Below are 13140 nucleotides of genomic sequence, written 5' to 3'. Positions count from 1 at the left end.
CCCGAAGGGATGGACAGATGTCCGTACCGCAGCACCGGAAGGCCGCGGCGCTGGCGCTCGTGGCCGGCCTGGGGCTCAGCCTCACGGCATGTTCGACGAAGAGCAGCGACGACGACAACGCCGGCGGCAAGGTCACCATCACGGTCGACTGCCAGCCGGTCGGCTCCCAGAAGGAGCTGTTGCAGAACTGGAACGACGACGTCGCCGAGTTCCAGCGGCAGAACCCCGACATCGTCGTCAAGAGCGTGAGCGTCGGCGAGCAGTGCAACAACCCGCCGGACTTCACCGCCCGGCTGGCCGGCGGCACCGTGACCGACGTCTTCTACGGCTACATGACCGACATGCAACAGGTGCTCGACTCCGGGCAGGCGATGGAGATCACCGAGTTCGCCACCGAGGAGACGGTCCCGACCTGGGACAGCGTCGACCCGGCGCTCAAGGAGGTCTTCAGCGACGGCGGCAAGCTCTACGCCGTACCCGTGAAGAACTACTCGATGGGCCTGGTCTACAACAAAGCCCTCTTCCAGCGGGCGGGGCTCGACGTGGACAACCCCCCCAAGACGTGGCCCGAGGTCCGCGACGCCGCCAGGAAGATCTCCGCGCTCGGCGACGGCATCGCCGGCTACGCCGAATACAGCGCCGGCAACACCGGTGGCTGGCACTTCACCGCCCTGCTCTACTCACAGGGCGGCCAGATCCTGACCCCGGACGGCAAGAAGGCCGACTTCCACAACCCGATGGGCCGGCAGGTGCTGCAGAACCTCAAGGACATGCGGTACGGCGACGACAGCATGGGCGCCCGCCAACTGCTGCAATGGGGCGACCTGCTGACCAACGCCGCCGCCGGCAAGGTCGGCATGTTCGTCGGAGCGCCGGACTCCACCCAGGCGATCGTCAGCCAGTTCCAGGGCAGGTTCCAGGACTGGGCGATGGGCCCGCTGCCCGGCCAGGACGGCCCGGCGAAGGCCACCCTCGGCGGCGGCGAGGGCTACTTCTTCAAGAAGGGCCTCACCCCCGAGCAGGTCCGGGCCGGCCTGAAGTGGATCGCGTACCAGAAGCTGACGCCGGGCAAGGGCCAGTTCGACTACGTCCGGGCCAAGCCGCAGAACTATCCGGTCGGCCTGCCCCAGCCGCTGCTCTTCGCGAACGGCACCGAGGCGCAGAAGCAGGAGCTGGAGCTGCGCAGGGCGAACGCGAACGTCGACACCGCGAACTTCGCCGTCTTCGAGGCGAACCCGATCCCGATCAAGGGTGAGCCGCGTAACGCGCAGGCGATCTACGCGGTGCTCGACGGTGCCATGTCCGGCGTGCTGACGAACCCGAACGCCGACATCGACGCGCTGCTCAGGACCGCCGAGGAGAAGGTCAACCAGCTACTCGCCAGCGAGAGCTGACCGCGTGGGGGTGGGGGCCGGCGCGCCCGGTCCCCACCGCCTGCGGTCCGCGCCGCCCGTCCGGTCACATCTCAGGCAGGGAGTTGCGTTGGCGACCACCACCGTCCCGGAGACCAGGAGTGCCGGGCGTCCCGCGCCGCCGTCCGCGGCGGGGCCGCGGCGGGCGAGCCTCGGCCGGAAGGTACGGGACAACCTCACCGGGCACGCCTTCCTGATCGGAGCCGTGGCGTGCTTCGCCGTCTTCTCCTGGTATCCGATGGTGCGCGGCGTCGTCATGAGCTTCCAGCGCACCCGGCGCGGCGAGACCACCTGGGTGGGCTGGGACAACTACGCCCGCATCCTCGACGACCCCAGCTTCTGGACCGCATGGAGGAACACCCTCTATTTCACGCTCCTCGCGCTGGTGCTCGGCTACGCCGTGCCGTTCTTCGTGGCCATCCTGCTCAACGAGTTCCGGCACGCCAAGGGCTACCTGCGGATCCTGGTCTACCTGCCGGTGATGCTGCCGCCGGCGTCGGCGCTCTTCCTCTTCAAGTTCTACGCGTACGACCCCAGCGACGCCGGACTCTTCAACGCGATCCTGAAGGCGCTGCACCTGCCGACGTCGGAGTGGATGCAGTCGCCCGAGATGACGATGCCGGCGATGGTGATCGCCTCGACATGGATGAACATGGGCAGCGCGGTGCTGATCTACCTGGCGGCGTTGCAGAACATCCCCGGTGATCTCTACGAGGCCGCCGAACTGGACGGCGCCGGGATCTGGCGCCGGATCCTGCACGTGACCATCCCGCAGACCCGGCTGATCCTGCTGCTCCTGGCGATGCTGCAGATCATCGCCACGATGCAGCTCTTCATCGAGCCGCTGATCCTGGCCAACGGCGCGGGTGCGGAAGACTCGGCGACCTCGGTGGCGTACCTGATCTACCAGCACGGCTTCTTCCAGAACGACCTCAACGGCGCCGCCGCACTCGGCGTGATCATGCTCGTGGTGCTGGCCGGCTTCTCCGCCGTCTACCTGCGGCTCACCTCGAAACAGGACTAGGACGGGCCAGACATGGCACAGGACTCCGGCACCCGTACCCTCATCTCGCACGCGCAGTTGCGGCGCGGGCGCGGCAGGGTCGTCTACTGGACGCTGCTCACCGCCGTCGTGCTGGTGTTCACGCTCGTCTTCCTCGGGCCGCTCTACTGGATGGTCACCGGGGCGCTCAAGTCCGGCCAGGAGCTCGCCCAGACGCCGCCGTCACTCTTTCCCGCCGATCCCCAGCCACAGAACTACGTCGACGCCTGGAACAACCTGGATCTGGCCAAGCTGCTCTTCAACACGTTCTACTACGCGACCGGGGCGCTGCTGTTCCAGCTCGTCCTCGACACCGCGGCGGCGTACGCCTTCTCGAAGCTCCGCCCGGTCTTCGGCAACGTGCTCCTCGGGATGATGCTGGCGACGCTGATGATCCCGGCAATGGTCCTCATCGTCCCGCAGTACGTGACCGTGATCGACCTGCCGGTCCTGCACATCAACCTGCTCGACTCGCCGTTCGCCATCTGGCTGCCCCTGGTCGCGAACGCGTTCAACATCTTCCTGCTGAAGCGCTTCTTCGACTCGATTCCCGAGGAGCTGATGGCGGCGGCGGTGATGGACGGCGCGACGCCGCTGCGCACGCTCTGGTCGATCATCCTGCCGATGTCACGCCCCATCCTCGGGGTGGTCTCGATCCTCGCGGTGACGGCGGTCTGGAAGGACTTCCTCTGGCCGAAGCTGGTCATGCCGTCGCCGGAGACCCGAACGGTCAGCGTCGGCATCTACGCCTTCTCCGGCGGCACGCCGATGAACGTGGTGGTCGCCGCCTCGGTCATCGCCGCGATCCCGACCGTGATCATCTTCCTGATCTTCCAGCGGAACATCATGTCCGGCCTGACCACGGGCAGCATCAAGGGCTGACTGCGTCACGGGCCGACGGCGTCACGGGCCGACGGCGTTGCGGCCGACGGCGTCAGGGGACGGCCGTCCCCGGTACCACCAGCGGGGCGCCGGCCGGGGCCAGCAGGGCTCGGGCGACCTCCACCGCCCGGCGCCGGCGCGGGACCACCGCCCGGCGGGCGAAGACCTCGTAGCCGCCGGCGACGACCTCGTCGAGGATGCCGCCGTACAGCACGTAGGCGGTGCGGATGCAGGACTGCGAGCCGGGGGCGAGCAGGGCCACCCCGGGCGCCGCCGCGGCATAGTGCTGCCGGGCGCGGCTCACCTCGTACTCGATGAGATCCCGGATGCCGGCGCTGCTCCGTCGGCGCTCGGCGGCGTCGGCCAGGTCGGCCGGGGTGACCCCGAACCTCGCCAGGTCCTCGGCCGGCAGGTAGACGCGGCCCCGGTCGAGGTCCTCGGCGACGTCCCGGATGAAGTTGGTGAGCTGGAAGGCGAAGCCGAGCTGCCGGGCCGGCTCCCGGGCGGCGGCCGGATCGGCGCTACCCAGGATCGGCAGCATCATCGTGCCGATCGCCGCGGCCGAACCCTCCATGTAGTCCAGCAGGTCGGCGTAGCGGGAATAGCTGGTGACGGTCAGGTCCATCGCCATGCTGTGCAGAAAGGCCGCGAAGTCGACCCGGTCCAGGTCGAAGACCGCGATGGTGTGCAGTACGGCCGGCAGCAGCGGATCGGTCACCGGCTCGCCGCGCAGCCCGGCCAGGAACCGCTCGGACCAGTCGGCGAGCCGGGCGGAGCGGAGCGCGGTCGGGAGTTCCTCGGTCCGATCCACGATCTCGTCGGCGTAGCGGGTGAAGCCGTAGAGGGCGTGCACGTGCCGCCGTTTCCACGCCGGTAGCAGCCGGGTCGCGAGATAGTAGGTCCGGCCGTGCCGTCGGTGCAGCTCACGACAGTGTTCGTAGGAGCTTTCGAGACTCGTGTCCACCGATCCTCCTCCGGCCAATCGACGCATGAATCGACGCAACTCGTACCCCTCAGGGTACGCTCGTCCGGTTTCCGGGGCACGGTTTCCGGGTCCGTCCGGGGTCAACAAGGGACCTTTTAGTTACAAAAGCGCTAAGAAGCTGTCTTGCTGACCTTGGACCAAGGATGATTGCGGCTCCAGGAGGTGATCAGGTGCGAACCGTACGTGGGCGGACCGACCGGGTGGTGGTGGTCGGTGCCGGGCTCGGCGGCCTCGCCTGCGCGCTGCACCTGGCCGGCGCCGGACGCCAGGTCACGGTGCTGGAGCGCGAGTCCGGTCCCGGCGGGCGGGCCGGGCGGCTCTCCGTCGACGGCTACGAGTTCGACACCGGGCCGACCGTGCTGACCATGCCCGACCTGCTCGCCGAGGCGCTCGGCGCGGTCGGCGAGGAACTGACCGACTGGCTCGACCTCGTCCCGCTCGACCCGACCTACCGGGCGCACTACCCGGACGGCTCCACTCTGGACGTCCTGCCGGACACCGCCCGGATGGCCGCCGAGGTGGCCCGGGTCTGCGGCCCCCGGGAGGCCGACGGCTACCTGCGGTTCGTCGACTACGCCCGCCGGCTCTGGCAGCTCGAACGCGCCGACTTCATCGACCGCAACCTCGACGGCCCGGCGGACCTGCTCACCGCCAACCTGCTCCGGCTGCTGGCCGCCGGGGCGTTTCGGAGGCTACAGACCAAGGTCGACCAGTTCTTCGCCGACCCCCGGACCCGCCGGATCTTCTCCTTCCAGGCGATGTACGCCGGCCTCGCCCCGCACGACGCGCTCGCCATCTACACCGTCATCTCCTACCTCGACTCGGTCGCCGGCGTGTACTTTCCGCGCGGCGGCATCCACGCGGTCTCCCGGGCGATGGCCGGCGCCGCCGAGAAACACGGGGTACGAATCAGGTACGGCACCCCGGTCACCCGGGTCGAGACGTCGGCCGGCCGGGCGACCGGAGTACGCACGGCCGATGGTGCCGTGGTGCCGGCCGACGTGGTGGTGCTCAACCCGGACCTGCCGGTCGCCCACCGCGACCTGCTGCCCGACGGCGCCCCACCCCGGCGGCTGCGATACTCGCCGTCCTGCGTGGTGCTGCATGTCGGGGCCGGGCAGGGCTACCGGGGAATCGCCCACCACAACATCCACTTCGGGCGGGCCTGGCGGCGCACCTTCGACGAGGTGATCCGGCGCGGCGAACTGATGTCGGACCCGTCGCTGCTGGTCACCAACCCGAGCCGGACCGACCCGTCGGTCGCGCCGACGGGTCGGCACGGCTACTACGTGCTCGCCCCGGTGCCCAACCTCGACAGTGGCGCCGGGCTGGACTGGCGCGGCGACCTGCCCCGCCGGTACGCGGACGACCTGCTCCGCACCCTGGAACGCCGGGGCTACGTCGGGCTGACCGAGAGCGTCGAGGTGCTCCGGATCGTCACCCCCGCCGACTGGGCCGACGCCGGGATGGCCGCCGGTACGCCGTTCGCCGCTGCGCACAACCTGTGGCAGACCGGCCCGTTCCGGCCGGGCAACCTGCACCGCACACTGCCCAACGTCGTCTTCGTGGGCTCCGGCACCCAGCCGGGAGTGGGCGTACCCATGGTGTTGATTTCCGGGAAGCTCGCCGCCGCCCGGGTGACTGGAGGGAGTGGCCGATGACAGCCGACCACCACACACCGCCCGACCACGACGGCATGCCGGGTGCGGCCGACCGCGACATACCGCGTGCTGCCGACGGCGGCATGCCGGCCGGGAAGGGCGGCAACCTGCCGGCCGGGAAGGGCGACGCGCTTCCCGGCGACCGCGAGACACACCTGGTCGAACTCGTCGACGAGGCCGGCAGGCCGGTCGGGATGCGGACCGTCGAGGAGGCGCACCGGCCGCCCGGCGAGCTGCACCGGGCCTTCTCGGTGCTGCTGATCGACCCGGCTGGGCGGATCCTGCTCCAGCAGCGGGCAGCCGTCAAGACCCGCTTCCCGTTGCGCTGGGCCAACACCTGCTGCGGTCATCCGGCTCCCGGCCAGCCACTCGGTGTGGCCGCCGCCCGGCGGCTGCGCGAGGAGCTCGGCATCGACGCCGGCCCGCTGACCGAGCTCGGCGTGTACCTCTACCGCGCCGAGGACCCTGGAACGGGTCGGGTGGAGTACGAGTACGACCACGTGCTCCGGGGCGATTTCACCGCCGACCGGCCCGTGCTGCCCAACCCGGACGAGGTGGCCGACCTGCGCTGGGTGCATCCGGACGAGCTGCGCGCCGGGCTGGAGGCCGAGCCGGAGGCGTACGCACCGTGGCTGGCCGGAGTGTTCGACCGCCTCACCGACCCCGCACCGCCGCCACCGCCCCCGGCACAGTCGACCGCACCGTCCACAGCCCCCGCCGGCACACCGTCCACAGCCCCCGCCAGCGCGGCGCCGGCAGCCTCGCACCGGTCGAACAACCGCGGTCGGTGGCAGCAGGGCCCGGCCACCGCAGGCCAGGAGGACAACCCGGCGGAGCGGTCAGGTGGCCGATGACCGGCCCGGCAACCGGGCGGCCGACGACCGGCTGGCCGCACACGGTCCCCGCGACCAGGTGGCCGACGACGGGCTGAGCGCCGGTGCCGTCGCACGCCGGCTCGGCATCGCCGTCACCACGCTGCGGAGCTGGCACCAGCGATACGGGCTGGGCCCGAGCCGGCACGTGCCGGGTCAGCACCGGCGGTACAGCGCCGAGGACCTCGCCCGGCTGGACGTGATGCGCCGGCTCACCACCGAGGGGATCACCCCGGCCGAGGCCGCCCACTGGGCACGGCGGGGCGGCGTACCCGGGCAGCGTCCGCATCCGGAACGGTTGCCGCCGGCCCGGCACGGCGGCGGTGCGACGATCCCCGTCGGGCGGGCCGGGCCGGCGGCGCACGGCCTGGCCCGGGCCGCGATGCGACTCGACCCGCTCTCGATGCGCGCGACCATCACGGCCGCGATCGAGGCCGAGGGCGTCGTCGCCACGTGGGAGGGGATGCTCCGGCCGGTCCTTGCCGGCATCGGCGAGCGTCACGCCACCACCGCCGGATACGTCGAGGTGGAGCACCTGCTGTCCCGATGCGTGTCGGAGGCGCTCGCGGCGGTGCCCCGGCCACCGGTCGACCGTGCGCCACCCCGGATCCTGCTCTCCTGCGCCGAGGAGGAGCAGCACAGCCTCCCGCTGGAGGCGCTGGCCGCCGCGCTCGCCCAGGCGGGCGTGCACTGCCGGCTACTCGGCGCACGGATGCCGGTGAGCGCGCTGCTCGACGCCGTCGGCCGGACCGCCCCGGCGGCCGTGGTGCTCTGGTCGCACACGGCGGCGACCGGGGACCCGGGCCAGCTCATCGCGGTGCGGAGGGCCCACCGGCCGCCGCCGCTGCTGGCCGCCGCCGGTCCCGGCTGGCCGCCGGAGTTGCTGCCGGTCGGGGTACGCAGCCCGGCGACGCTCGCCGAGGCGCTTGCGCTGCTCGCGGAGGTACCCGACTTTTCGGGACGGTGATCCGGGTATCGAGCATTCGGGACATCACTCCCGCACGCACGTCCGCTAACGTGGGGCAGCCGTAACCCGAAAGCCCCTCGGGAGTCGCCGCGTGAGAAGACGTACTGCGGTCGTCGCCGGTCTCGTCCTGGTGCTGCTGTCCGCCGGTTGCGCGAACGGGAAGCCCAGCTCCAGCAGCTCACCGCTGCCCTATCCACCGATCCCGCTGGTTTCCGTCGCACCATCGGCCGCACCGACCACGCCGCCCGCCGCGAAGCCGGCCCGCAAGCCGGCCCCGCGAGCGAAGATCGGCCCGCTGAACACGCAGCGGATGACCGGGGTACGCGCGGTCGCGCTGACCTTCGACGACGGGCCCCATCCACAGTGGACCCCGAGGCTGCTCGACCAGCTCCGCCAGGCGAAGGTCAAGGCCACCTTCTGCGTACTCGGGGTGAAGGTCAAGAGCTATCCGGCGCTGGTGCGGCGGATGGTGCGGGAGGGCCACACGCTCTGCAACCACAGCTGGCAGCACGATCTGGAGCTGGGGTCCCGGAGCACCGCGCAGATCCGGGCCGACCTGCGCCGGACCAGCCAGGAGATCCAGCGGGCGGTGCCCGGAGTCCGGATCCCGTACTATCGCCAGCCCGGCGGCAAGTGGACCCCGGCCATCGTCCAGGTTTCCCGCGAACTCGGGATGAAGCCGCTGCACTGGGATGTCGACCCCGCCGACTGGGACGACACCAGCACTCCGGAGATCAGCAAACGGGTGGCCCAGCAGGCCCGGCCGGGTTCGATCGTGCTGCTGCACGACGGCGGCGGTGACCGAAGTCGCACCCTCGGCGCCTGCCGCACCGTGATCAGCTCCCTGAAGCGCAAGTACGGGATCACCCGGCTGCGGTAAGGTGGTTTGAGGCACTTTGTCCTAGAGGCAATACCGGTTTGGCCGTGCGGCTGGCCATCACGTATGCTTTCCAGGCCTCCGGCGGGGCCGGATGGGAGCACAGCCGCTGAAGTTGTCATGTGCAATGATGGCGGGGCCGCCCTCATCGTCTAGCGGCCCAGGACGCCGCCCTTTCAAGGCGGTAGCACGGGTTCGAATCCCGTTGGGGGCACGACCCCGGCTCAGGCCGGGTCAGCACGTCGCAAGGTCCTGTGGAGCAGTTGGAGTGCTCGCCGCCCTGTCAAGGCGGAGGTCGCGGGTTCAAGTCCCGTCAGGACCGCCAGCGCTGCTCGCCATGCGACCACGTGTGTGGCGGTCGGCGTTTCGGAGCAGGTCACCCAGCGCGACATCGGTTCGTCGCGCAGGTAACATGAGCCGAGCAACGCGGCCAGGTAGCTCAGTTGGTACGAGCGTCCGACTGAAAATCGGAAGGTCGGCGGTTCGACCCCGCCCCTGGCCACATAGCCTTTCGCCGGGCTATGACAGCGCTGACCAGCAGACGCCGGTCGGCGCTGTTGCTATTTCCGGCGTAAACGTCCCCGCCCTCCCGGCTACGGCCGCCACCTCAACCAACCACCACGGCGAGCGAGTAGCCGGTGATCGGGTAGCGTCCGGCCGGCCAGGACGGGCCAGCCGCTACCCGATCACCGGACGGACCGCTCGGGCGGTGGGCCCAACTGCTGGCGGAGCCGGCCGAGGTCGTTGGCGAGCAGCGCGAAGAGAGCGAGCAGGGCGGCGAGGCCGACACTGACCAGGATCGCGAAGCCGCGCTCGGCGCCCTCGGGCGCCGACACCACTCCGAGTACCGCCGCCGTGATCGCGGCCAGCCCCATCCCGATCCGGCCGACCCGGGCCAGCAACACCGCCCGGGACATCCGGGCCCGGATGTCCCGGCCCGCGTCGAGCCCCCGCCCCGCGTCGAGCCCCCGCCCGGCGTCGAGCCCGCGTCGGGCCCACCAGGCGGCGATGGCCAGCGTGCCGGCGCCGAGCATCCCGGCGGTGCCGACGAGCGCCCAGGGCAGCCCGATCCGGTCGGCATCGGTGCGGGCCACCGCCAGGCCCGCGCGGGCGACCAGGGCGGAGACGAGCACCGCCAGCAGGTACGAGGTGACGACCACCAGCAGCCGGCGCCGGAGTCGGCGGCGGTCGGCGTCGAACGTGGCGGCTACCTGCGGCAATCCGCACCTCCTCCGGTCGCCGTCGCCCCGCCGCAGGGCCGGACGGGCACTCGGACAGCGCTCCCGGCCGATGCTAATCGGCGGCGGCACACGGCAATCGACGATCTACCGCTCGGCGCAGGGATCGACCGTCCACCGCTTGTAAAGGTGCACAGCTCAGCCGCAGCCGGTATGGTCCCGGCCTATGGGACAGGAGACTACGAACGCCTCCGATATCCAGCAGGCCACCACCAGATACTCGGTACGCAGTAGCCTCCGTATCCCGGGTCCCGCCGACCGGGCGTTCGGCATTTTTACCGAGGGGATCGCCGACTGGTGGGTGAAGGAATACACCTGGTCCGGCCCGCAGAAACTGGCGAAGCTCGGCATCGAGCCCGGTAGCGGCGGGATGTTGTACGAGATCGGCCCGCACGGATTCCGCGCTGACTGGGGCCGGGTGCTCGACTGGCAGCCGCCCCGGCGGTTGGTGTTCAACTGGCAGATCGGCCCGGACCGGGCCCCGGTGCCGGACCCGGCCCGCAGCAGCGTTGTCGAGGCGCGCTTCTCCCCGCAGGCGGACGGCGGCGTCCTGGTCGAGGTGGAGCACCGGGACTTCGACCGGCACGGCGAGGCTGCCGAGGGCTACCGCGAGGCGCTCACCGCCGGCTGGCACGAACTGCTCTCCCGATACGCCGCCGCTGTCGGAAGCGGCGACGACCAGGACTGACCGGAGGCGACCGGGACCTGACAGGACGACCAGGACTGACCGGAGACGACCGGCGCTGGCAGGATTGGGCTGGCAAGGGCCGTTACCGGCCGGCGGTCGCCTCGGCGCGGGGCGGCTGGATCCGTTCCAGGTCTGCGCCGGCGCCGGTCAGCCACACCTCGACGTCCAGCAGGTTCAGGGCGGCGGACCGCGGTTCGCCCGCGTCCAGCACGCCGCGCACCCGGCGGTCGAAGTCCTCCGGTGCCGGTGGCGGCGGCACCGGCCGGTCGAGCCGGCCGGTGGAGAGTTGTCGGGCGAGGTCGTCGTAGCGCCGCCGTAGCCGGCCGGCGAGGTCGTCGAGCGGCTCGGCCGCGCCCTCCACATCGGTCAGCCGGGCATGCGCGGCACGGCGCAACCGCGACATCGCGCCGATGTGCAGGTGCTGACCCGCGGTCAGCGCCGCCTGCCAGTCGATTTCCGGCAGCCTGGGGTCGTCCCGCTCCAACTGGTACTGCAGGAACGACGCCTCGGCCAGGATCCACGCCTGCGGGGCCGCGCCGACCGCCTCGGACCGGGACCGCCGGCCGGCCAGGGCCCCGGTCGCCTCCTCGGCCGCGGCGGCGCTCACGGCCAGATAGTGCGCGATGGACCGGTGCAGTTCCCCGCTGCCGCCCTTCGGCCAGAGCAGCACGCCGGCCAGCACGCCGACGGTGGCGCCGACGACGACATCCAGCAACCGTTCTCCGACGATCTCGACGTTCGCCGGCCCGGTCTGGGCGAAGACCAGCACGAACAGCACGGTCAGGAGCGCCTGCCCCCATGCCTGCGGCAGCAGCGGCGCGATCGTGAAGGTCAGCGCCATACTCAGCGGCAGCGCCACCAGCAGAACCGTCCGGGTCTCACCCGCGCCGAAGAGCAGCAGGGTGCCGACGGCTGCGCCGAGAATCGTGCCCAGCAGCACGGGCCGCAGCGTCTTGCGAGTGTCGACCGCCGACGTCCGCATCAGGGTCAGGATCGCCAGCAGCACCCAGAAGCCGTGGTTGAGCGGCAGGAAGCCGGCGATCACCCGCGCGCTGGCCAGGGCCACGGCTACCCGTACGGCCCCCTGCAGGAAGACCGAGCGGGTCGTGAGGTGGAACCGGAACTGGTGCCAGTAGAGCGCCCGGGCGGGCCGGTGGGCGTACCAGAACTCGTCCAGGCCGGGCCCGCCCGACGGCCGGACCGGCGCGCGCAGTCCGGCGACGATCCGGGCGGCGATCCCGAACGCGTGCACGTGGTCGGCGGCGCGCAGTCCCACCGCCTCCCTGCGTAGCTGTGCCGGGGCCGAGTCCGTCGTGGGCACCTCCGGCGGCCCGTCGTAGAGCTCCCGTATCCGGGCCTCCAGCCCGGTCAGCAGGGTCGTCTCGACGCGCCCCGCCCCGTCCCGCAGCATCCGGCCGGCGTCGTGCAGGACGACGGCGGCCTGCCGCAGCAACCCGGCGAGCTTCTCGTCCCGGAGGTCGCCGCGGAGGTCGCCGAGGTCGCCGTCGATCCGGTACGCGTGGCCGAGCATCTGCCGGAGCAGCCGGTCGCCGTGCCGCAGCGCCCGATCCCGCCGCCCCGCCGAGGCTGGCCGCTCGGTCGGCGGGATCCGGGCCAGACACACCTCCGCCATGGCCTGACCCACCTCCGCCTTCCGCCGGGACAGCTCGGCGCGGTCGACCGGCCGACCGGCGGCCAGCGCGGCCAGCAGGTCGAGATAGCGGGAGACCGCGACGGCCGCCCCGCCCAGCAGTTGCCGGTAGCTCCGCGGCGCCGGATCGGGCCAGAGCAGCAGTTCGGCGACGATCAGCAGGCCGACCCCGAGCGTGACACCACCGAGCCGGGACGGCAGGCTCGCCGGCTGGTACGGCGGGAACGACGCCGCGATGTAGAAGAGTTGCAGCCCCGTGGCGAGGCTGAGAATCCGCGGTCCACCCACCCCGACGAACGGGATGACGAATCCCACCACCAGCATGCCGGCCGCCGCCACCCAGGTGTTGAACGCGAGAAACGTCCCGACCGTGATCAGGATCCAGGCTGCCGGCAGCGTGCCGAGCAGCGTACGGGCCCGCTGCCCGGGACTGCCCGGCACCTGCGAGACGAACCCGGTGGCGAGGGCTCCGAAGAGGGTGTAGAGCCCGAGCAGCGGATTGTCCAGGCCGTACTTGCCGCCGAAGACTCCCGCGGAGGCGACCAGGGCCAGCCGGACGCCTCGGCGGAGCGCCCGGTACTCCGGGTCCCGCCGACGCAGCCGGTCCGCGACGCCGATCCTGGTCATGGGTGCCCTCCGCCGTGCCCGCCCGGATCGGCCGCCGGGCGAGACGCCGACGGAGGTCAGGGCGACGGCGTCACGCGGCCCCCGTGGCCGCCCGCCCTCACCCTCTCACCTCCGGCGGCGCCCCGCCGACGCTTCCGGACCAGGCCAGACCCCGGAGGTACGGACGGCGCCTCCCGTCGGGCCGTGGCCCGGGAAGGCGGCGAGGGGTGCCAACCGGGCGATCAGGCGGGCGGAGCGA

10 protein-coding genes, 3 tRNA genes and 1 pseudogene are annotated in these 13140 nt (G+C 71.8%); 11 read left to right on the top strand and 3 right to left on the bottom strand.

Annotation, left to right across the window (positions count from 1 at the left end):
* Positions 1–17: 17 nt before the first annotated feature.
* The 3 genes from ACN28C_RS06695 (at position 18) to ACN28C_RS06685 (ending at position 3336) form a co-directional block, all read left to right on the top strand.
* Entirely contained in the window at positions 18–1394 is a 1377-nt protein-coding gene (locus ACN28C_RS06695) for an ABC transporter substrate-binding protein (protein ID WP_422772682.1), read from the top strand.
* Between the two features lie 88 nt (positions 1395–1482).
* Positions 1483–2436 carry a carbohydrate ABC transporter permease gene (locus tag ACN28C_RS06690; protein ID WP_422772681.1) on the top strand — a complete coding sequence of 318 codons (954 nt, stop codon included), beginning with the start codon at positions 1483–1485 and terminating at the stop codon, positions 2434–2436.
* Between the two features lie 12 nt (positions 2437–2448).
* Positions 2449–3336 (top strand): carbohydrate ABC transporter permease, encoded by an 888-nt coding sequence (locus tag ACN28C_RS06685; RefSeq protein ID WP_422772680.1) that lies wholly within the window; start codon positions 2449–2451, stop codon positions 3334–3336.
* Positions 3337–3388: 52 nt separating this feature from the next.
* Here the strand turns inward: ACN28C_RS06685 and ACN28C_RS06680 are convergent, their stop codons facing one another.
* The gene (locus ACN28C_RS06680; protein WP_422772679.1) at positions 3389–4327 is read right to left on the bottom strand and encodes a phytoene/squalene synthase family protein; all 939 of its coding nucleotides are present in this window, start codon (positions 4325–4327) and stop codon (positions 3389–3391) included.
* Positions 4328–4491: 164 nt separating this feature from the next.
* On the opposite strand from ACN28C_RS06680, the gene crtI reads away from it, so the two are divergent.
* The 7 genes and pseudogenes from crtI (at position 4492) to ACN28C_RS06645 (ending at position 9200) form a co-directional block, all read left to right on the top strand.
* Positions 4492–5982 (top strand): phytoene desaturase family protein, encoded by a 1491-nt coding sequence (crtI, locus tag ACN28C_RS06675; protein WP_422772678.1) that lies wholly within the window; start codon positions 4492–4494, stop codon positions 5980–5982.
* Between the two features lie 83 nt (positions 5983–6065).
* A pseudogene (gene idi / locus ACN28C_RS06670) lies at positions 6066–6639 on the top strand (isopentenyl-diphosphate Delta-isomerase); the annotation flags it as partial.
* Between the two features lie 255 nt (positions 6640–6894).
* Positions 6895–7821: a MerR family transcriptional regulator gene (locus ACN28C_RS06665; protein ID WP_422774555.1), complete on the top strand. Its 927-nt coding sequence runs from the start codon at positions 6895–6897 to the stop codon at positions 7819–7821.
* A 91-nt stretch (positions 7822–7912) separates the two neighbouring features.
* On the top strand, positions 7913–8701 hold the full coding sequence (locus ACN28C_RS06660) for a polysaccharide deacetylase family protein (protein ID WP_422772677.1): 789 nt from the start codon (positions 7913–7915) through the stop codon (positions 8699–8701).
* 138 nt (positions 8702–8839) lie between these two features.
* Positions 8840–8912 (top strand) — tRNA-Glu (locus ACN28C_RS06655).
* Positions 8913–8946: 34 nt separating this feature from the next.
* Positions 8947–9023: transfer RNA gene (locus tag ACN28C_RS06650), tRNA-Asp, on the top strand.
* 103 nt (positions 9024–9126) lie between these two features.
* Positions 9127–9200: transfer RNA gene (locus tag ACN28C_RS06645), tRNA-Phe, on the top strand.
* A gap of 184 nt (positions 9201–9384) precedes the next feature.
* On the opposite strand, the gene ACN28C_RS06640 is transcribed toward ACN28C_RS06645, so the two are convergent.
* Positions 9385–9918 (bottom strand): hypothetical protein, encoded by a 534-nt coding sequence (locus ACN28C_RS06640; RefSeq protein ID WP_422772676.1) that lies wholly within the window; start codon positions 9916–9918, stop codon positions 9385–9387.
* A gap of 184 nt (positions 9919–10102) precedes the next feature.
* Here ACN28C_RS06640 and ACN28C_RS06635 point away from each other — a divergent pair, with 184 nt between their 5' ends.
* Entirely contained in the window at positions 10103–10624 is a 522-nt protein-coding gene (locus tag ACN28C_RS06635) for an SRPBCC family protein (protein ID WP_422772675.1), read from the top strand.
* 82 nt (positions 10625–10706) lie between these two features.
* Here the strand turns inward: ACN28C_RS06635 and ACN28C_RS06630 are convergent, their stop codons facing one another.
* On the bottom strand, positions 10707–12902 hold the full coding sequence (locus ACN28C_RS06630; RefSeq protein ID WP_422772674.1) for an FUSC family protein: 2196 nt from the start codon (positions 12900–12902) through the stop codon (positions 10707–10709).
* Positions 12903–13140: the final 238 nt, after the last annotated feature.

Source organism: Plantactinospora sp. WMMC1484 (assembly GCF_049315195.1).
Lineage (GTDB): Bacteria > Actinomycetota > Actinomycetes > Mycobacteriales > Micromonosporaceae > Plantactinospora.
The sequence above is the reverse complement of the archived record's forward strand: the minus strand, read 5'-3'. Positions and strand labels throughout refer to the sequence as shown.